Below are 18549 nucleotides of genomic sequence, written 5' to 3' on the forward strand. Positions count from 1 at the left end.
TATTCGTAATATTCAGATATGTCAATATGTAGCTTTGTATTCCGGCACTTATGCATATCTCCGCACCCTTGCAGCTCACTTCTGGATCAGCCGGGAACGCGCCGTGCTTCGCGCCAGGGTTGCCTATGTAGTCCAGCCCCCCTTGATCTATTCATCAAGGAGGCTGGCTGCATCAGGTATTGATGTTTGCGTTGATGTGCAGATGAAGTTAGAACGGCGCGTCAATATCGATGACGCTAATCAGCTTGTGATTGACGAATTCCTTGATGCCCAAGCCGATTAGCTCGCGCCCGTAGCCGGAGCGTTTGATACCACCGAAGGGTAGGTTGGCCCTCGAGGTGCTGGGATGGTTGACGAACACCATACCAGTGGAGATGCGTTTGGCCACCTCGGCGCCATGCTTAGTATCGGCGGTGAATACCGAGCCGCCCAGACCGAACGGCGAATCGTTGGCAATACGCACCGCGTCCTGCTCGTCCCTGGCACGGAAGATCATCGACACTGGGCCGAAGAACTCCCAGTAATAGGCGGGATTATCGGGCTCTACGTCAGTCAGGATAGTTGGTTGCACGAAGGCCCCCAGTCTAGGGACTCTGGGGCCGACTTCGGTGGCTCTCGCGCCGTGAGCGACTGCCACCTGGATCTTCTGACGAATCTCGTCGGCGGCGGCCTGCGATGACAAAGGGGCCAGCGTGGTTTCCTGGGCAAAGGGATCACCAGCCTTAAGCTGCGCCACTCCTTCTGTGTAGCGACTCAGAAACTCCTCATAGACCTCGTCCACCACAATCATGCGTTTGGAGGAAATACACACCTGTCCAGCGTTCCAGTGACGCCCGATTACGGCCCACTTCACAGTCTTATCCAGCTCGGCATCGCGCAGTACCACGAAGGCATCTGCACCACCTAGTTCCAGGGTCGACTTCTTCAACGCCTTGCCGGCCTGCGCAGCAATGATGGCGCCTGCTCCTTCAGAGCCAGTCAGAGCGACACCATGAACACGATCATCGCTGATAATGCTTTCGATCTGTTGACGCGTTGCGTAGAGATTGCGGAAAGCTCCCGAGGGTAAGCCCGCATCTAGCATCAACTGTTCGAAGGCTGCAGCACACTGCGGTACGTTTGACGCATGTTTGAGCAGTAGGGTGTTGCCGGCTGCTAATTGCGGAGCGAGGATGCGTGCTACTTGGTAGTAGGGGAAGTTCCATGGTTCGATGGCTAGAATGATTCCCAGCGGCTCGTGAGTTAAAGTTGCCTCTCCCTCGGACGGTTCTGCAACAGGGAGTTTCTCTGGAGCTAGCAGCCCCTCCGCATGCTTAGCGTAATACTCTAAAATTCGCGCTGAAATCTCGACTTCGCCCAAAGCTTCAGCGGTGATCTTGCCCATCTCTAAGGTTAGCAGGTGGGCATAGTCGCTGGCCTGGGCGCGTAGCAGCTCAGCTGCCCGCTGGAGAATGGCACTGCGTTCGGTAAAGCTGCGTTCTTTCCAGTCGAGGAACGCGCTATGTGCGTCGTCCAGCGCCTGATTGACCTGGTCGTCGGTGGTTTCTGGGAAGGTCTTGAGCAATTCCCCGTTATAGGGGTTGATAGTGGCGTAAGCCATGTGATTCTCCTACTCGTGGCATGGTGGCATGAAAAGCTCCGGTCTTTCCGTACGTGGTGACAGGGGCTGAAACTCGGATTACTCCACCGGCGTATACCGTTCGAGCCAGTGGGCGTAAGGGGGGGGCAGTACCCATGCGGGGCGCTCGACGCCAAGGGTGCGAGCTGCCGCGTATGGCCAATGTGGATCAGCGAGGTGGGCCCGGCCGACCATTACCAGATCAGCCTGGCCATCGCGCACCAAGCGGTCGGCCAGGGCTGGCGACTCGATACCCCAGGCCGCAGCAACGGGAATGCCCGCCTCATGGCGTATGCGTTCGGCGATTGGTGCAAGGAATGCCGGTGCCCAGGGAGTGTCAGTGTTCGGGATGTTGAAGCCCGTGCTAACGTTGACTAGGTCGGCACCTGCGTTCTTGAGTTGCCGTATCAGCGCAATGGCTTCGAGCAGTGTCTGCTCATCCTGGTTGTCGTACTCGATTACGCCGAGGCGTACAGTCAGCGGAAGGTGCTCAGGCCATACTTCGCGCACTGCAGACATGGTTTCGATGAGAAAACGCCTGCGGTTTTCCACGTTGCCACCGTAGCCATCGCTGCGTCGGTTGGAATGCGCAGAGAGAAAACTCTGGCCTAGATAGCCGTGCGCGAAGTGTAGTTCCAGCCATTCGAAACCGGCTGACAAGGCTCGTCGTGCAGCCATGACGAATTCTTCACGCACCTGCGCGATATCGCTCAAGGACATTGCCCTGGGGACCTTTGATAAATGGGCTCCGAAAGCGATGGCAGACGGTGCGATTGTTTGCCAGCCACGGTGGTCGTCTTCGGCTATATGACCATTGCCCTCCCAAGGCCGATTCGCGCTTGCTTTGCGACCTGCATGAGCGAGCTGAATACCCGCTACGGAACCAGCTGCCTTAATTGCCTGGGCAATGGGGATGAAGGCTTCGCCTTGCTTGTCGCTCCATAACCCAGCACAACTGGGTGTGATTCGCCCCTCAGGTGAGACTGCGGTCGCTTCAACTATCACTAGTCCTGCTCCGCCACGCGCGATACTCGCGTAATGGATGTGGTGCCACTCGTTGACCAGCCCCTCGTTGGCCATGTACTGGCACATAGGCGGCACGGCAATGCGGTTACGTAAGCAATGACTTTTTAGTTCGAACGGTTCGAATAGCGCTGACACGATGGTTCTCCGATTGAATTATGGAGGAACTCACCCACATCGCTCGGATAGAACCGTGCAATGAGGCTCCGGAAACCAAGAGGTAGGCTCGTCCAACTAAAGTCCTTAGATCATTTACGGTTTAACTCGCTTGACCTTGCCGTTCTGGAAAGGTGTCTGTCGGTGTAGTTGGTTGGTTGTGAATAAAGCCCGAAGTCTTGCAGTGCGCGGCTATCCGGCCACTGGAACCTTGAGTGTCGGGTGAATGTCGACCAATGGATCACTACCGTTTCAACAAGGAACGGCGAGAGCGCAGCAAAGCAAAGTTGCCAGGTATTAGTGCTCCGGTTCAGGGCGGCGGGAATAGGCATGGGATATCTCACTATCTCAGCGCAGGCCGAAACCTAGGGTGTTTAATGCATCTCGCAAGCGGTGTCTTCCGCTCAGTGAATCCGCTCCTTTTACACGTTCCACGGCCTGGCTGGACCAGGAACGGTTTTCGCGTTGTTGACGATGTTGGAAGTCGCTCATCCTTCGGTCATAGGCAGCAACTGAAACCGCCTCTGCCTCGGTGGCCTCATAGCGCTCACGGTGAAGCACCACTGATTGCGCCAGGCGTGGCTTGATCTCGGCGGGCTGTGCCGGATCGGGATGACCGACGCACATGCCAAATACAGCGAAAGTGTCGTTTGGCAGGCCAAGCTCCTCGGACACCGCTTCCGGGTGGTTGCGCATTCCGCCGATGTAAACGATTCCCAGTCCTTGGGCCTCGAAAGCTAGTGCGGCGTTCTGAGCGGCCAGAGCTGCATCTACAACACCGACGGTGTAGCTTTCTAAATAGTCGATACCTGCAGTCGGTGCCTGAAGGGTTCTGGCTAGTCGGCGTAGGCGTGACCAGTCCACGAGCCAGACCAGGAACAGCGGTGCCTGCTCGACATGGCGCTGGTTACCGGACAGTCGGGCAAGCCTCGCGAGACGCTCGCGATCCCGCACGGCGAGCACGCTCCAAGCTTGCAGGTTCGAGGAAGTCGAGGCTGACTGGGCCGCCGCGATCGCCCAGCTCAGCATCTGCTCATCCACAGGAAGATCGCTGTAGGCACGTACTGATCGATGCTGCAACATCTGCGCGATCACGGTGTCGGCAGCAGGTAAGTTAGCTGGCTCGCCATAACGGGCTTGCCAGGCTTTGAGTGCTTCGTCTTGAAGGCTCATGATGGATTGTTCCAGTGCAATGACATGCACAAGCCGAGATATACGCTCATAACGACTTGTGCACGCGTGTCAGTTAGGTGATGTGTCGGTGCCTTCGATTAGAAAAACTCGGTACTCCGCACCGGAGAGACGATGCTTTAGCGCCGCCTGGTAAGCCGGGCTGGCATACCAGGCTCGAGCGGCTGTCATATCTTCGAAACGTAGAATGACCGCTCCCTCGATCGATGGACCTTCCAACACCTCCAGTTGACCGTAGAAAGCCAGACGTGTGACGTCGTGCCCTTCTCGTGCGGCAGGCGCCTCCTGCGCGTAACGTTGCAGTTCAGCAGCGTCGGTGGTGTGCTCGCGGGTGAAAACCACGTAGGCGGACATCGGGCCTCCTTAGCTCAGCACGTTGAGCAGCGCGTGGGCGGTGGCTTCGGAGGAGGCCGGGTTCTGGCCCGTGATCAGCAGCCCGTCGGTGATGACATGTACCTGCCAGTCGGCGGTCTTGCTGTAGTGGCCGCCCTGAGCCTTGAGCATGTCCTCGACCAGGAACGGCACCACCTGGGTCAGGCCTACAGCCTCCTCTTCGCTGTTGCTGAAGCCGGTGACCGCCTTGCCGGCGACCAATGGCTGGCCGTCGCTGCCCTTGACGTGACGCAGCACCGCGGGCGCATGGCAAACCGCCGCAACAGGCTTGCCGGCGGCGATGGCGCGCTCAATCAAGGCGATGGACGCGGCATCTTCGGCCAAGTCCCACAGCGGGCCATGGCCGCCGGGGTAGAACACAGCATCAAATTCGGCGCCGTTTAAGTCGCTGAGTTTTAGCGTGTTGGCCAGCGCGTGCGTGGCGACTGAATCAATCTCGAAGCGGCGGGTGGCGTCGGTCTGGAAGTCAGGCTCATTGCTCTTTGGGTCGAGCGGTGGCTGGCCGCCATTGGGCGATGCCAGGGTCAGTTGCGCGCCTGCGTCGATAAAGGCGTAGTAGGGCGCGGCCAGCTCTTCGAGCCAGAAACCGGTCTTTTCACCAGTGTTGCCAAGTTGCTCGTGGGAAGTCAGAACGAGGAGGATCTTCATGTGATTTACCTTGCGGATAAAAGTAGTTATGGCTGTTTGGTTATGCGCCGCTAGCGTGGGTGTGCGACGCTAGCGGCACGGCTTAGAGGCTGGCTTCAAGCACCCTGCGGCTGACGTCTAAGCTGACGTCGGCATGTTCGCCGAGTGCGGTTAGGCGGTGAGCGGCGAGCTGGTTGATCAGCGCATCGATGACGTCAGCGCCAAGCTGGTAGGCCGATAGGCGCGTCGGTAGGCCCAGACTCTCGAAGAGTGTCCGGGTCTGTTGTATGGCGGCATCAATGCGCTGTTCTTCGTCCCCTTGGCTTATATGCCAAACCCGCTCGGCGTATTGCAGCAACTTGGCGCGCTTGGCTTCACGGCGAACTTCGAGATTTGCGGGTAACACGATAGCCAGCGTCCGTGCGTGATCGATGCCGTGCTGTGCGGTCAGCTCATGACCAATCATGTGCGTAGACCAGTCCTGTGGCACACCCGCACCGATCAAGCCATTAAGCGCCAGAGTGGCCGTCCACATGAGGTTGGCGCGGGTGCTGTAGTCCGCAGACTCCTCCAGCATCAGCGGACCGATTTCGATCAGTGTTTGCAGCAGCCCTTCGGCGAAGCGGTCTTGCACGCGGGCATCGATTGGGTAGGTAAGGTACTGCTCCATGACATGCACGAACGCATCTACTACGCCGTTTGCGAGTTGGCGGGTAGGGAGGGTCTGGGTCTTAGTAGGATCAAGAATCGAGAATTGCGGGAACACGTGAGGGCTGCGAAACGGCAACTTGTCTTGTGTCGCTCGGCGAGTTACCACACCGCCGTTGTTCATTTCTGAGCCAGTTGCGGGCAGAGTTAGTACGGTACCGAATGGCAAGGCTTGCCGAATACTTGCGCCCCGCGTTTCAAGGATGTCCCAAGCATCACCGTCGTAGCCAACAGCGGCGGAAACGAACTTAGTGCCATCAATGACCGAGCCTCCACCAACGGCTAGTAGAAAGTCCAAGCGATGGATGCGAACCGTATCAACGGCCCTGATTAGCGTTTCGTAGCTGGGGTTCGGCTCTATACCCCCGAACTCCTGCACCTCCCGGAAACCTAATGCCTCTCGGACTTCGTGGAGCGTCCCGCTCGCACGAGCGCTTTGGCCACCATAGAGCAGCAGAATGCGGGCTTCAGTCGGAATCAGCTCATCCAGCCGGGCAATGGTTTGGTTACCGAAGATAATTCGCGTGGGGTTGTGGAAGTCAAAATTGAGCATAGATTTCTCTATTCCTTAAAAGTAGACCAGTCGTATATTTTTTTGGTGAAATTTTTATTGCAGAAGCTCGTCGGCGCGCATTGCGCACCAAATAGCTGAAGATTGGTTAGAAGCTTGCTTCTAAAGGCAACCAAGTTGGTGTGGCATTCGTCTGCATTCCTGGTCCCGAGCCAAAGGCGTTGCCGCCAAGCAGCGTAAGCTCCGCGCGATGTCGAGGGTTGTTGCTAGGCACTGATGATAGGGCATCGGGAGTCATAGGTTTACCGTATCAAAAAAATAGACCGGTCGTCTACTTTCGGTTGTGGATAATCTATACAACGCTGTTTCGATGGTTGCTAATGAAGCAGCAGAAGCTTCATTGGCAGCGCATCGACTGATGCAGCCAAGCGTTACCACGCGGACTTCGCTTTGTAGCAGAAGGATCTGCCTGAGACCCAGTGCCTCACCGGAAGGGTGGTTGTGAACCAGCACGGTTGCCGCGGCGTTGTGCTCCAGAGCAGTCTTGACGACTTCCCGGGGATAGACGCTGGCACTGTCCAGAGTGCCCCGGAACAGTTCGTGAAAGACGATCACCCGGTGCCGGCTGTCGAGCAGAAGCAGGGCGAATACCTCATGCTCGTAGTCGCCCAGCAGCGCCTGCAGGTGGCCGAACACTTCCTTTGGTGAAGTCAGTGCTCGCCCCCGGCGCAGACGCAGATTCGCCAACTGTCGGGCCATCAGCAGGATTTCGGTTTCGGTGACCGGCGACTCGACCAGGTAGGTGCCGGTCGATTCACTGGCCTTCAGCTTGTGCAAGCGCATGGTGGGCTCCTTGAGGGTTATCGGTCGGTGGGGTATGGCGCTGGGCTTGCGCTTCCAGCTTCTCAGCCAGGCTGGGCTTGCTGGAGGTGGCTTGTGGTCTGATTGTTGAGGCGGGCACTTCACCTTCTGGGTAGAACTCTTCAACGATGGCGCTGGCATCCTCCTCGCTGTCCTCGAATGCGCCGTTGCCAAAGCCACGCCGTGCCGCCTCATCCAAGGCATCCTGATTGAATCCTGCTGCCTGTCGCCGTGAATCGAGCTCATTGGCGGTCACCAGCGCTTCGGCCATATCCATGCCGCTGCGCACCGTGAGGTCGGCGTAGAAGATCGGCGTGCCATGGCTTTGTCGGGTGGATTTCCCGCGTAAACGCAGCTCCAGCGGTAGGCAGGCCAGGCGGTTGCCCGAGATGGCCTGGAAGTAATGCAGGCGAGCTGCCAGGGTGCGGATGCTGTTGAAGCCCGTGGTGCGGAACACGAAGCTGCCTAGCGGATCCTCATCACCAATGACCACATTCAGTCGGCCATAGGGCTTGCAGGCACCGCCCTTGGCGAGCGGACAGGCATCCGGTGACGGGCATGGCATCGACTGCATGCCGTCCTGCGTGACCCGCTTGCAGGTTTCGCCATTGCCGACGCAAACCGGGCGCCCCGATTGCCGGTCGAACAGCGTGTAGTCAGCCCGGAAATTCAGCTCCGGTTCGTTGAACAGCAGGCGTACCGGAATGCTGCGCAGCTTGTCGTCCTTGCCCTGACGCAGCTCGTCATTGAGCGGGTGCAGAAGCCAGCCGTCCTTGCCCTGCACCTGGGACGTGATGGTGAATTGGTCATCCTTCTCCGGCAGTCGCTTGCCATTCTTCTCGATGACCTTACCGATGGAAATCCGCCCGAGTACCGGCGGAGTGATAGCCAGACCTTTGAGCATGGTGAGTCTCCTGGAAATGAAAAAAGGCCAGCCACGCAGCGCGAACTGCATCAGCTGGCCAAGGGGGAGGGAAGGGTTGGAACAGCTGGGTTTCAGCCGACCAGGAAGCGTCGTGCACCCGGTTTCAGCAGTGGGTACTTGGCCTGCAGGTAGGGCTTGTCCTTGAGCAACTGAGCGACATCGAGACCGATACTGTCCTTGGCCTTGCGCCAGCTGACGTAGCCGCTGGAGAACTCCGCACGGCTGGCATCGCCCATGGCCTGCTGCAGCATCTGCTTCAGTTCAGCCTCTCGTTTTTCCCGCTCAGCAATCGACTGACGAACAGCCTTCAGCTCGATGTAAGCCGCTGACAGACCAGCATGCTGGCTGAAGTCGACGACCTGGCCGTTGTCCTCCGGGTAGAGGCAGCGCAGGGCCGACTCAGCGGAGGCGGTGCCATCGGCCGGCGGTGGGGTGTCGGTTTCCACGTAGTGCCAGAACTGGCGCTCCAACTCGATCAGGCGAGCGATCATCTGCTCATCCCGCTCGATGCGGTGGATCTCCAGCGTCTGACCACCCAGCAGTACTGCTACATCCGCCGCCTGCTTGCCGGTGACGGCGAGCTGGTGCATCACCTGCAGCTGCACATACTCCGGCACGCCCTCTTTCCAGAGGCGTGCCCCGTTTATGCCGGCTGTCTTGCATTCCAGGATCTGCACATCGTCAGCCCCGATCACCTCGCGGTCGATATTGGCCAGCATCCAGGGCAGCTCTGGATCCGGGTGCTGCAGAACGGCGTTGATACGTCGAACCTTGTTCTTAGTCCGCTTGCTGTAGTGCCAGGCCACGATGGGCTCCAGCACGTTGCCCCAGTACATAGGGCTTTCCTCATCCTGAGGATCGGCCTTGGGCATGCCAGCATCACGACTGGTCTTTTCCATCCACAGCTCCAACTGCGATTTATAGGGGTTGAGGCCTACAGCAGCCGCAGCGTCCGAACTGCCGATGCCTTGCTTGCGGATCTGCAGCCAGTCCTCGCGTGGCAGTTCCTTGGTGCTAACCAGGCGCAGAGCCGGACGGGATTTGCTGGTGCTGCGATTCAATGAAGTGGCTTTCATAGCGTTCACCTTGCAGAAATAGAAACGCCCGACCTGCAACTAAGCGGGTCGGGCGTTATGGGTTGGGGTTGGTAAAAGGTCAGGCGACCAATTGCAGGGCTGTATCCAAGGCGCGTTGCTTGATCTGGGCACCCTGGCCGAACCAGGCGGAGTCGAGGCGATACTCCGTGCTGCGTGCCCGGCGCTCGTGATCGACGTACTCGGTGACGGCATTGAGCAGGCCCCAGGCAGTGCCGCGTGCTGAGTCCAGCTGGCTGCCGCGACCTCGACCTTCGTACAGCTCCTGCACTTTGCGCAGAGCGCGCTCGTTGGGTAGTTGCTCCGGCAGGGCGCCGGTCGGGCTGGTCTCGCACATCACGTTCATGAAAAAGCCTAGCGCCTCGTGCCATTGCACCTTGCGCTCAGCCAAGTGGCGCATGCGGTACATAAAGTCGTCCCATTGCGAGACGGCGATTCCGAGCTGTTTCTTCACCAGGTCGCCGTCGAAGCGGGTGCTGTGCGGAACCTTGATCGCACGACTGGTGCCGTCCAGGGCGATGGTCAGGGTGTTGTTGCAGACTACGCGGATGGTGGTGGGCGTTGCAGTGGTAGCCAGGGTGCCGTCGCAGGAGGTCGCTAGCAGCAAATAGCCATTTACCTGATCGTTGCCCTTGAGTGCAGCGCCCTGCCCAGTACGCGCCAGCGCCCAGAACTTGCGACCGCCCTTGAGCACGCCAGCGGTTTCCAGCTCGTAGCCGGAGACCTCGGTCAGGTCACGATAAAATTCGAGCACTTCCCGAGGCTGCACGGTGTGATAGCGCTGCGAGACCACTGACAGCGGTGCCTTGGTGTCCGAACGGTAGAGCACCTTCTGCTCGGGGAAGGAGTGGATCGCGCCCAGATGGCCGATGGCGTCCGACTTGAAGTGCACTGGGCTTTCCATGATCTGCCAGTCCATACCGGCTTCGCGTTGCCAGACTTCGATGGGCTGTTTCTGCGGCAGGTTGTTGCCCAAGCCGTGCCACGGAGTAGCGCCAACGTAGGCCATTTGTTCGATTTGATGAGCCATGACGAATTTCCTTTGGGTGCAGGCCGGCACAAAGCGCCGCGCAGAGCGCAGCACCGGCAATCAATGAGAGATAAGGAAGAGGAGAGCTGTGACCGGATCAGGCCGGCAGATTGAAACGGTGACCGCAGAGCAGGCAGAGGTTGTGAGCCAGGACATGACGGTCGAGCGATTCACCGAGCTGGGCACCGATCGCACAGCCACCGACGCTGCCGGCCAGGCCGCCGAGAATGGCACCCGATACCGAGCCGAGGGTGATGCCGACCGGGCCGGCGATTACGCCGAGCGCTGCGCCGGCCTTGCCGCCAGCCAAGGCAGCGCTGACGCCACGTGCGAGGCCACCGACTGCGCCGATGGCCGCGCCAGCTTTCATGGCGTGATGGAAAGAAGCGACTTTTGGGGAGTGACAGCGGGGGCACTGCAATGACATGGGACGAACCTCCTTGGTGCTGATGTCATTGCGGTAATGTGTGACTGAGATTTTTTGGAATCGGATTGTCGTTTGGCTGGGTACTTAACTGTCGGAGTGGGCCGAAAGCGACCCGATGCACCCACTCTTCGCGATAGCGGCGTCCGGCCATCCTTATTCCACTTGCTTTCTGTCTAGAATGTCCGCACCTATACAGAGTTGGGCCAACAAGACTGGGGGCAGCCATGAGGCTAGAGTCATTCCGAGTTCGTAACTATCGCTCTATCAATGACAGTGGTGAGATCGCCGTCTCTCGGATTACAGCCCTTCTGGGGCGGAACGAGAGCGGCAAGTCGAATCTGCTTCGTGCGTTGCACAGTCTAAACCCGATTGCAGGGTTTGAAGCTTTGAGACCCATCAAGGATTTTCCCCGGCACAGGCGCCTAGAGGAGTGCACAGACGATACGCCCGTTCTGTCAACGACATGGATGTTAGACGATGAGGACAAAGAGGCTCTGCTTGAGCTTCTTCCGCGAGCCACGGAGGTGTCCCAGGTCGTCATCGGGCGCAGCTATGGCAAGTCTAGGACGGTGAGATTTCCCGAGCTCAAGGCGATTCCCTTCGACGAAACGGACATCAAAGGCAAGGTCAGAAAGGTAGCTGCGGCAGTGCGCGCTGCGGCGCAGAAGCAGGAAACGCCTGGTGCATTGGATGCGGCAGCCGATGCCTTCGAGACTGCTGCATCTGCCACGAGGCAGCGTGATATATGGGCCAGCCAGACTGTGGCGGCGGCGAAGGCTTTACGGACTGCGTTGGCTGGTGCTGATGCTGATTTGACTGACAAGCAGGAGGAGGTGCTCTCCGAGCTTGAGGAGCTGGCTGAGAGCATCGTGGGCGATAAGGCTGCCCAGCAGAAGGCTCGTGACTGGGCTGTTGGCGCAATTCCAAAATTCATCTATGTCGATGAGTACCCAGAACTTGATGGCCATCAAGACATCTCCGCCTACATCCAGCGGAAGTCTCAGGGGCGGCTTGAGGACTCGGACCAGAACTTTGAGAAACTGTGCAAGGTTGCAGGTCTCAATCCCGAAGAGCTTCAGAAGCTTCATGGGCAAAACGATCACGAAACCCGGAATCAACTCGCGAACCGTGCTAGTGCTGTTGTCACCGGCGAGATTAAACGACTGTGGAAAGATCGCGCGCTTAAGATTCGTTTCAACCTTGATGGCCAACACATCGACACAATCATCTCTGATCCAACGAGCACATACGACGTTGAAGTAAATCTCAACGACAGGAGCCGAGGCTTTCAATGGTTCTTCGCTTTCTACATCACGTTTTCGGCTGATACAGACGGAGGCCATGCGGAGAACGCGGTACTCCTGCTAGATGAGCCCGGCCTGTACCTGCATGCCAAGTCCCAATCAGATCTCCTCCATCATCTGGAAGTGGATTTCACCAATCAGATTCTTTACTCCACGCATTCGCCCTTCATGGTGCCGACGCATGCGCTGGACTCAGTCCGTACCGTTAACATTGCGGAGGAAGTCGGCACCACAGTCACGAACGACCCTACGGGAGATGCTAGGACGTTGTTTCCGCTCCAGGCGGCGCTAGGCTATGACCTAGCTCAGAGCCTCTTTGTCGGCCCCAACAATCTTGTTGTCGAGGGAGTTACAGACTTCTGGATCCTGAGCGCCGTCAGCGGCTATGCGTCCGAGAAGGGAAGAACTGCACTGAGTACCGCTCTCACAATGACTCCAGCAGGAGGCGCGCAGAAGGTCTCTTACATGGTTGCGTTGCTGACTTCGGAAGCACTCAACGTTTTGGTTCTTCTCGACACCGAGCGTGACTCTAAGGTGACCAAGGACGAGCTCCTCAAGGCGAAGCTTATCCGTGACCAGAACGTCGTATTCGTATCGGAAGCGTTCTCGCCCCAACCGAACGAAGCAGATATCGAGGACTTGCTCGATCCGGCGGTCTACGAGGCTCTTGTGCGAGAGAGCTATAACAAAGAGCTGAACGGGAAGGAGTTGAAGTTAAATGCCAATATCCCGCGCATCGCCAAGCGCATTGAAGCGGGCCTTGCAGATCTTGAAATCCCTTTCCATAAGACTCGACCAACACGACTGTTTCTCAAGAAAATGGCGACGGAACCGGAAAATGTGCTGCCAGAGCAAAGCCTTGGGCAATTCGAGGCGCTGTTTGCCTTGATCAACGGGCGATTGGAAAAGCACGTTGTTCGGGATCCAAAGCCCTTCGAGAGTTAAAAGTGAATAGGCCACCTCTACGGGTGGCCTGTTCATATCGGGTGTTGCGGGACCATGCGTCCATTCATGCGACGGGTGTGTATCACCTTGGCCAAGTCCTCCACTCTGTTTGTTCGACAGGGGTTAGCGTATCGATACGACCTTTCTGTCCCGATTTTCCTTGATGGCCGACATTGAAAGGTTGCCGGTAGCTGCTTGCTGGATGTGTTCGCTCCACCAAGCCATCATCGGACGTCTGCGCTTAACTCAGTAGTGCCAGCTAAGCGGCTCGTTTATAGTCCTCTGCTTTGACATGGGAGGAGCTATGCAAGTTAAGCCAGTAGGTCAACTCGTTTTCGAGATGAACGGCGTTGAACATCAAGTTTCTGCCAGCCAGCTGTCCCAAGGGGATCTGGAAAAGCAATCAGGTCTGAAAAATAAAGATGACTCGGAGGAGTGGTCAGTAACCTTCACAGCTGAGTCGGAGTTCGGTCAGTTTGTTTGGGTAGTGTCCTTTACCCTAGGCAATGAGGGGGGCGATGTTAATGATTCTGATATGGTTAAAAAGCCCAAAGGTGTAAAAGTGGTCAGGGACGTGTCTTTCAAGTCAGCCTAAGGGCTTTTCCTTTTTCCAGCTGTCCAGCATGTCCGCCCATCTCTGCATCATCATGGCTCGATCACTCAAATACTCGGCATGGTTGTAGGTGCGGCGGACAGCGTTTTGCTCGGTATGGGCGAGCTGTCTTTCGATCCAGTCTGCTGAATAGCCCATCTCATTGAGTCTGGTGCTGCCCGTTGTCCTCGTGGCATGCGGGCTGTATTTACCTCCCCAGCCAAGTGTGTTGAGCATCTGGCGGAATGAGGCCGCAACCATTGGGCGGGTGCGTACGTCGCGGTGAGGAAATACGTGGGTGTATTTTCCTGTTATGGAATGCAGGCCTCGCAGTATTTCGACTGCCTGTCGCGGCAGTGGCACTGTGTGATCTTTGCGCTTTTTCATCCGTTCGGCGGGAATGCGCCAAAGCGCCTTCTCCAGGTCAAACTCTGCCCATTGAGCCTCTACAGCTTCATTGGGGCGGCAAAGAGTCAGCCACATGAGCTGGAAAGCGCAGAGGGTCTCATGGCGCCCGCCGTGAGATTCGACATCGCGTAACAGTTGGCCAATTTCTTCGGTGGAGAGAGGGCGTTTGTGCTGAGTCTTGTTAGCTGGCAGGGCTTTTCGAACGGGGTGTACCGGGTCGGTGCTGGCTCGCAGCGTGGAAATTGCCAGCTCGAAAACTCCGGACATGCTCCGCTTGGCTTCCTGGGCAACAGATGGGCCATTGTCTTGAGTAGCTGCTCTGAGCACTTCCAGAATGTGCACGGGGGTGATGGCCTTAATCGGCAGATCGCCTATTTTGGGAAAAACGACGCGTTCAAGCATGTTGAGTCGTCTGGACTTGGTGATCTCCTCCCAGTCCTTCAGTGAAAGCCACTCTTTGGCGACGGCTTCAAACGTAATGGCCTTCTCGTGGTCGCGCTTCACCCGCTCCTGTTGCCGGTGGTGCGCGGGATTGATGCCCTGTATGACTAGGGCGCGGGCTTTCACGCGCTCATCGCGTGCCTCCGCAAGAGTGAAGCGGCGCCCTTTGCGGCGCTCTTCGGCGTGCTCGGGTGATTCCCCTTTGGGCGCGATTACATAGTCCCCAATCGCGAACACGCTTTCCTTCCTGCCGGTTCCGTCGTTCAGCTCGAACCGATAGCGCCATGCCTTAACCCCGTTAGGCTTCACCTCAAGGTAAAGGCCATTGCCATCTGTGAGCTTGTAGGGCTTTTCCTTGGGCTTGGCGGTACGGCACTCGGTATCGGTAAGCGGCATGGCTGCTCAATCCTGTTATACCCGGTTATATGGGTAGGTGAATTTTTCGATACCCGGTAGCGTACCCGGTAAATATGCGGATCGTATAGATTCTTGTCGGACCTTTTCGGAAAAGAAAAACCCCTTGAGGCTTCATTTCTCAAGGGGTTCTGTGTCCGGTAAGGTCCGGTGAAATACAAATTGCTGTTTAGACGTTGAAGCGGAAGTGCATCACGTCGCCGTCCTTGACGATGTAGTCCTTGCCTTCCAGGCGCCATTTGCCGGCTTCCTTGGCGCCGGCTTCGCCCTTGTAGGCGATGAAGTCGTCGTAGGCGATGACTTCGGCGCGGATGAAGCCTTTCTCGAAGTCGGTGTGGATCGCGGCGGCGGACTGCGGGGCGGTCGCGCCGACCTTGACGGTCCAGGCGCGGACTTCCTTCACCCCGGCGGTGAAGTAGGTCTGCAGGTTGAGCAGCGAGTAACCGGCGCGGATCACGCGGTTCAGGCCCGGCTCTTCCATGCCCATGGTCTCGAGGAACATCTGCATCTCTTCCAGATCGTCCAGTTCGGCGATCTCGGCTTCGATCTTGTTGCACACCGGCACGACGAGGGCGCCTTCCTCTTCGGCGATGGCGTTCACCACGTCGAGGTGCGGGTTGTTCTCGAAGCCGTCTTCGGCGACGTTGGCGATGTACATCACCGGTTTGGTGGTGAGCAGGTGGAAGGTCCTGGCCAGGCGCTTGTCATCGTCGCTGAGGCTTTTCAGCAGGCTGCGTGCCGGCTTGCCTTCCGTGAAGTGCGGGATGAGTTTTTCCAGCAGCGCCTTCTGCGCCACGGCTTCCTTGTCGCCGCCCTTGGCGGTGCGGGTGACGCGCTGCAGTTGCTTCTCGCAGCTGTCGAGGTCGGCCATGATCAGTTCGAGGTCGATGATCTCGATGTCACGCTTGGGATCGACGCTGTTGGCGACGTGGATGACGTTCTCATCCTCGAAGCAGCGCACCACATGGGCGATGGCGTCGGTCTCGCGGATGTTGGCGAGGAACTTGTTGCCCAGGCCTTCGCCCTTCGAGGCACCGGCGACCAGGCCGGCGATGTCGACGAACTCCATGGTGGTGGGAAGCACCCGCTCGGGCTTGACGATGGCCGCCAGGGCGTCGAGGCGCGGGTCGGGCATCGGCACCACGCCGCTGTTCGGCTCGATGGTGCAGAACGGGAAGTTCTCCGCGGCGATGCCGGACTTGGTGAGGGCGTTGAACAGGGTGGACTTGCCGACATTGGGCAGGCCGACGATGCCGCAGTTGAATCCCATGGTGTAACCCTCGCGAGAATGTGGTGGCCGACTCAGGCCTTGTGGCTGTGCAGCTGCTGCATGGCGCGGGTGAAATTGCCGTCGAGGACGTCGGGGAGGACGTCGAGACTGCGCTCGATGGCGCCGTCGAGCAGTTCCTGCTCGCTGCGTGGTGCGCGGCTGAGGACGAAATTGCTGACCTGGCTGGCGTGGCCAGGGTGGCCGATGCCCAGGCGCAGGCGGTGGAAGCCGTTCTGGTTGCCCATCTGGGCGATGATGTCACGCAGGCCGTTGTGCCCGCCATGGCCGCCGCCGGTCTTCAGGCGTGCGCTGCCGGGGGGCAGATCGAGCTCGTCATGGGCGACGAGGAGGGCATCGGGGGCGATGCGAAAGAAGTTCGCCAGCGCCGCGACCGCCTGACCGCTGCGGTTCATGTAGGTGGTGGGAATCAGCAGGCGCACGTCGCGCCCGGCATGGGTGAACTTGCCCACCAGCCCGAAATACTTCTTGTCGGCAACCAGCCGGACACCTTTGATGTCCGCCAGGCGTTCGACGAAAAAGGCCCCCGCGTTATGCCGTGTCTGTTCGTATTCCGGACCTGGATTTCCCAGGCCGACGATCAGTTGCACGGCAGTCACGACGGGGGCCTCTCGAGGGGTCAGGAACAGCCTTATTCGGCTGCGCCTTCGCCTTCGCCTTCTTCCGGAGCCTGGACGCGCGGCTTCTGCACGTTCGCCAGCGGCAGGTCGCTACCGTGATGCAGGGAAACCAGCTCGACGCCTTTCGGCAGTTTCAGCTCGCTCATGTGCACGGTGTGGCCCAGCTCGACCTTGGCCATGTCCACTTCGATGAACTCGGGCAGGTCCTGCGGCAGGCAGGAGACTTCCACTTCGGTCACGAAGTGCAGGATTTCGCCGCCACCGGTTTTCACGCCGGCGCAGATGTCCTGGTTGACGTAGTGCAGCGGCACGGTAGCGGTCAGTTTCTGACCAGCAACCACGCGGGCGAAGTCGGCGTGCAGCACGAAGGCTTTGGCCGGGTGACGCTGCAGCGCCTTGATCACCACGTTTTCGGTGGCGCCGCCGACGTTCAGTTCGATCACGTGGCTGAAGGCCGCTTCGCTCTCGATGAGCTTGGCGAGGTCCTTGGCAACCAGGCTGATGGACTGCGGAGCCTTGTCGCCACCGTAGATCACGGCGGGAACCAGGGCGGCATTACGACGCAGGCGGCGGCTCGCACCTTTCCCCAGGTCGGAACGCACTTCGGCGTTGAGTTTGAATTCGGTCATGTCTATCTCCAATGTGTCTCCGGCCTGGCTTGCGACCAGCCTCGGCCAGAGGCGAAAAAGCCCCGCCGGTAGGGCGGGGCGCTTGTCGTCGGCGCGTCGTCCTTAACGGAACATCGCGCTGATCGATTCTTCGTTGCTGATGCGGCGAACCGCTTCGGCGACTACCGGGGCAATGTCCAGCTGGCGAATGCGCGAGCAGGCCTGGGCCGCGGCGGTGAGCGGGATGGTGTTGGTCACCACCAGCTCGTCGAGTACGGAGTTCTCGATGTTCTCGATGGCCCGGCCGGACAGCACCGGGTGGGTGCAGTAGGCGATGACCTTGGCCGCGCCATGGTCCTTGAGGGCCTTGGCCGCGTGGCCGAGGGTGCCGGCGGTGTCGACCATGTCGTCGATCAGTACGCAGGTACGGCCTTCGACGTCACCGATGATGTGCATCACTTCGGACTGGTTGGCCTTGGGGCGACGCTTGTCGATGATCGCCAGGTCCACGCCGAGGGTCTTGGCCGCGGCACGTGCACGCACTACGCCGCCGATATCGGGGGAGACGATCATCAGGTTATCGAAGCGCTGGTCTTCGATGTCGTCGACCAGGACCGGCGAGCCGTAGATGTTGTCCACCGGGATATCGAAGAAACCCTGGATCTGGTCGGCATGCAGGTCGACGGTGAGGACGCGGTTGACGCCTACCACGGTCAGCATGTCGGCGACGACTTTGGCGCTGATCGCCACACGAGCGGAACGCGGGCGGCGATCCTGGCGGGCGTAGCCGAAGTAGGGGATCACAGCGGTGATGCGCGACGCCGAGGAGCGGCGGAAGGCATCGGCCATCACCACCAGTTCCATCAGGTTGTCATTGGTCGGTGCGCAGGTCGGCTGGATCAGGAAGACATCCTTGCCGCGCACGTTCTCATTGATTTCGACGCTGATCTCGCCGTCGGAGAACTTGCCGACGGAAGCATCACCCAGCGGGATATGAAGTTGACGAACGACGCGACGCGCCAGATCGGGGTTGGCATTCCCCGTGAAGACCATCATCTTGGACACGCGCAGTACCTGCCGGCTGAGAGTGGACCTGATGAACGAAAAAGCTGCTCAAAATCAGACGCGTGAGCGGCTATTTTGAACAGCTTCGCGAAATATGGCAGGGGCGGCTGGATTCGAACCAACGCATGGCAGGATCAAAACCTGCTGCCTTACCGCTTGGCGACGCCCCTAGATAAAAAGTGCAGCTATTCCTGAGCCGCGCTCCTGGAAGGAAATGGCAGGGGTGGCTGGATTTGAACCAACGCATGGCGGAATCAGAATCCGCTGCCTTACCGCTTGGCGACACCCCTGTGGAACTTT

The 18549-nt window shown here is 58.7% G+C and carries 18 protein-coding genes, 2 tRNA genes and 1 pseudogene; 2 read left to right on the forward strand and 19 right to left on the reverse strand.

Annotation, left to right across the window (positions count from 1 at the left end; all coding sequences use genetic code 11):
* Window positions 1-208: 208 nt before the first annotated feature.
* The 11 genes from ACYRGX_RS08165 to ACYRGX_RS08215 form a co-directional block, all read right to left on the reverse strand.
* Window positions 209-1600, reverse strand: a complete 1392-nt coding sequence (locus tag ACYRGX_RS08165; protein ID WP_010487163.1) for an NAD-dependent succinate-semialdehyde dehydrogenase — start codon at window positions 1598-1600, stop codon at window positions 209-211.
* Window positions 1601-1678: 78 nt separating this feature from the next.
* Complete coding sequence (locus ACYRGX_RS08170; RefSeq protein WP_010953424.1) at window positions 1679-2779, reverse strand: NADH:flavin oxidoreductase/NADH oxidase; 1101 nt, start codon at window positions 2777-2779, stop codon at window positions 1679-1681.
* 366 nt (window positions 2780-3145) lie between these two features.
* On the reverse strand, window positions 3146-3970 hold the full coding sequence (locus tag ACYRGX_RS08175; protein ID WP_010487167.1) for an NADPH-dependent oxidoreductase: 825 nt from the start codon (window positions 3968-3970) through the stop codon (window positions 3146-3148).
* A gap of 69 nt (window positions 3971-4039) precedes the next feature.
* On the reverse strand, window positions 4040-4342 hold the full coding sequence (locus ACYRGX_RS08180; RefSeq protein ID WP_010487168.1) for a DUF1330 domain-containing protein: 303 nt from the start codon (window positions 4340-4342) through the stop codon (window positions 4040-4042).
* A 9-nt stretch (window positions 4343-4351) separates the two neighbouring features.
* Window positions 4352-5029, reverse strand: coding sequence for a type 1 glutamine amidotransferase domain-containing protein (locus ACYRGX_RS08185; RefSeq protein WP_024765053.1), 678 nt, complete (start codon window positions 5027-5029; stop codon window positions 4352-4354).
* Window positions 5030-5111: 82 nt separating this feature from the next.
* Window positions 5112-6269, reverse strand: coding sequence for an iron-containing alcohol dehydrogenase (locus ACYRGX_RS08190; protein ID WP_010953427.1), 1158 nt, complete (start codon window positions 6267-6269; stop codon window positions 5112-5114).
* A 252-nt stretch (window positions 6270-6521) separates the two neighbouring features.
* Window positions 6522-7070, reverse strand: coding sequence for a JAB domain-containing protein (locus tag ACYRGX_RS08195; protein ID WP_010487172.1), 549 nt, complete (start codon window positions 7068-7070; stop codon window positions 6522-6524).
* Window positions 7042-7992 (reverse strand): recombination directionality factor, encoded by a 951-nt coding sequence (locus ACYRGX_RS08200; RefSeq protein ID WP_031299400.1) that lies wholly within the window; start codon window positions 7990-7992, stop codon window positions 7042-7044. Before ACYRGX_RS08200 ends, ACYRGX_RS08195 begins: the two co-directional genes overlap by 29 nt.
* Window positions 7993-8084: 92 nt before the next feature.
* On the reverse strand, window positions 8085-9089 hold the full coding sequence (locus ACYRGX_RS08205; RefSeq protein WP_103463258.1) for a YqaJ viral recombinase family nuclease: 1005 nt from the start codon (window positions 9087-9089) through the stop codon (window positions 8085-8087).
* A 79-nt stretch (window positions 9090-9168) separates the two neighbouring features.
* Complete coding sequence (locus tag ACYRGX_RS08210; protein ID WP_042855646.1) at window positions 9169-10137, reverse strand: DUF932 domain-containing protein; 969 nt, start codon at window positions 10135-10137, stop codon at window positions 9169-9171.
* A 97-nt stretch (window positions 10138-10234) separates the two neighbouring features.
* Entirely contained in the window at window positions 10235-10507 is a 273-nt protein-coding gene (locus ACYRGX_RS08215; RefSeq protein WP_178097537.1) for a hypothetical protein, read from the reverse strand.
* 281 nt (window positions 10508-10788) lie between these two features.
* Between ACYRGX_RS08215 and ACYRGX_RS08220 the strand changes: the two genes are divergently transcribed.
* Window positions 10789-12813, forward strand: a complete 2025-nt coding sequence (locus ACYRGX_RS08220) for an ATP-dependent nuclease (RefSeq protein ID WP_103463257.1) — start codon at window positions 10789-10791, stop codon at window positions 12811-12813.
* A gap of 123 nt (window positions 12814-12936) precedes the next feature.
* Here the strand turns inward: ACYRGX_RS08220 and ACYRGX_RS08225 are convergent.
* Window positions 12937-13059: pseudogene (locus tag ACYRGX_RS08225) on the reverse strand (integrase); the annotation flags it as partial.
* Between the two features lie 58 nt (window positions 13060-13117).
* On the opposite strand from ACYRGX_RS08225, the gene ACYRGX_RS08230 reads away from it, so the two are divergent.
* A complete protein-coding gene (locus tag ACYRGX_RS08230) occupies window positions 13118-13408 on the forward strand; it encodes a hypothetical protein (RefSeq protein WP_103463256.1) in 291 nt (96 codons plus the stop codon).
* Here ACYRGX_RS08230 and ACYRGX_RS08235 read toward each other — a convergent pair.
* The 7 genes from ACYRGX_RS08235 to ACYRGX_RS08265 all read right to left on the reverse strand — a co-directional run bounded on the left by ACYRGX_RS08235 (window position 13400) and on the right by ACYRGX_RS08265 (window position 18539).
* Entirely contained in the window at window positions 13400-14650 is a 1251-nt protein-coding gene (locus ACYRGX_RS08235) for a tyrosine-type recombinase/integrase (RefSeq protein WP_103463255.1), read from the reverse strand. The genes ACYRGX_RS08230 and ACYRGX_RS08235 overlap by 9 nt on opposite strands.
* A 187-nt stretch (window positions 14651-14837) precedes the next feature.
* Window positions 14838-15938, reverse strand: coding sequence for a redox-regulated ATPase YchF (ychF, locus tag ACYRGX_RS08240; protein ID WP_473056085.1), 1101 nt, complete (start codon window positions 15936-15938; stop codon window positions 14838-14840).
* 32 nt (window positions 15939-15970) lie between these two features.
* Window positions 15971-16555: an aminoacyl-tRNA hydrolase gene (gene pth, locus ACYRGX_RS08245; RefSeq protein WP_473056086.1), complete on the reverse strand. Its 585-nt coding sequence runs from the start codon at window positions 16553-16555 to the stop codon at window positions 15971-15973.
* Window positions 16556-16587: 32 nt separating this feature from the next.
* Window positions 16588-17205: a 50S ribosomal protein L25/general stress protein Ctc gene (locus ACYRGX_RS08250; protein ID WP_473056087.1), complete on the reverse strand. Its 618-nt coding sequence runs from the start codon at window positions 17203-17205 to the stop codon at window positions 16588-16590.
* Window positions 17206-17307: 102 nt separating this feature from the next.
* Window positions 17308-18249 (reverse strand): ribose-phosphate pyrophosphokinase, encoded by a 942-nt coding sequence (locus ACYRGX_RS08255; RefSeq protein WP_473056088.1) that lies wholly within the window; start codon window positions 18247-18249, stop codon window positions 17308-17310.
* 95 nt (window positions 18250-18344) lie between these two features.
* Window positions 18345-18419 (reverse strand) — tRNA-Gln (locus ACYRGX_RS08260).
* A 45-nt stretch (window positions 18420-18464) separates the two neighbouring features.
* Window positions 18465-18539: transfer RNA gene (locus tag ACYRGX_RS08265), tRNA-Gln, on the reverse strand.
* Window positions 18540-18549: the final 10 nt, after the last annotated feature.

It is taken from the genome of Pseudomonas sp. R4-15, assembly GCF_055768815.1.

Excerpts from the sequence above, each read along its gene's own strand:
- ACYRGX_RS08205 (WP_103463258.1), bottom strand. The coding sequence starts at position 9,089 with ATGAAAGCCACTTCATTGAATCGCAGCACCAGCAAATCCCGTCCGGCT.
- ACYRGX_RS08165 (WP_010487163.1), bottom strand. The coding sequence starts at position 1,600 with ATGGCTTACGCCACTATCAACCCCTATAACGGGGAATTGCTCAAGACC.
- ACYRGX_RS08215 (WP_178097537.1), bottom strand. The coding sequence starts at position 10,507 with ATGAAAGCTGGCGCGGCCATCGGCGCAGTCGGTGGCCTCGCACGTGGC.
- ACYRGX_RS08190 (WP_010953427.1), bottom strand. The coding sequence starts at position 6,269 with ATGCTCAATTTTGACTTCCACAACCCCACGCGAATTATCTTCGGTAAC.
- ACYRGX_RS08200 (WP_031299400.1), bottom strand. The coding sequence starts at position 7,992 with ATGCTCAAAGGTCTGGCTATCACTCCGCCGGTACTCGGGCGGATTTCC.
- ACYRGX_RS08210 (WP_042855646.1), bottom strand. The coding sequence starts at position 10,137 with ATGGCTCATCAAATCGAACAAATGGCCTACGTTGGCGCTACTCCGTGG.
- ACYRGX_RS08175 (WP_010487167.1), bottom strand. The coding sequence starts at position 3,970 with ATGAGCCTTCAAGACGAAGCACTCAAAGCCTGGCAAGCCCGTTATGGC.
- ACYRGX_RS08185 (WP_024765053.1), bottom strand. The coding sequence starts at position 5,029 with ATGAAGATCCTCCTCGTTCTGACTTCCCACGAGCAACTTGGCAACACT.
- ACYRGX_RS08220 (WP_103463257.1), top strand. The coding sequence starts at position 10,789 with ATGAGGCTAGAGTCATTCCGAGTTCGTAACTATCGCTCTATCAATGAC.
- ACYRGX_RS08250 (WP_473056087.1), bottom strand. The coding sequence starts at position 17,205 with ATGACCGAATTCAAACTCAACGCCGAAGTGCGTTCCGACCTGGGGAAA.
- ychF (WP_473056085.1), bottom strand. The coding sequence starts at position 15,938 with ATGGGATTCAACTGCGGCATCGTCGGCCTGCCCAATGTCGGCAAGTCC.
- ACYRGX_RS08180 (WP_010487168.1), bottom strand. The coding sequence starts at position 4,342 with ATGTCCGCCTACGTGGTTTTCACCCGCGAGCACACCACCGACGCTGCT.
- ACYRGX_RS08230 (WP_103463256.1), top strand. The coding sequence starts at position 13,118 with ATGCAAGTTAAGCCAGTAGGTCAACTCGTTTTCGAGATGAACGGCGTT.
- ACYRGX_RS08235 (WP_103463255.1), bottom strand. The coding sequence starts at position 14,650 with ATGCCGCTTACCGATACCGAGTGCCGTACCGCCAAGCCCAAGGAAAAG.
- ACYRGX_RS08195 (WP_010487172.1), bottom strand. The coding sequence starts at position 7,070 with ATGCGCTTGCACAAGCTGAAGGCCAGTGAATCGACCGGCACCTACCTG.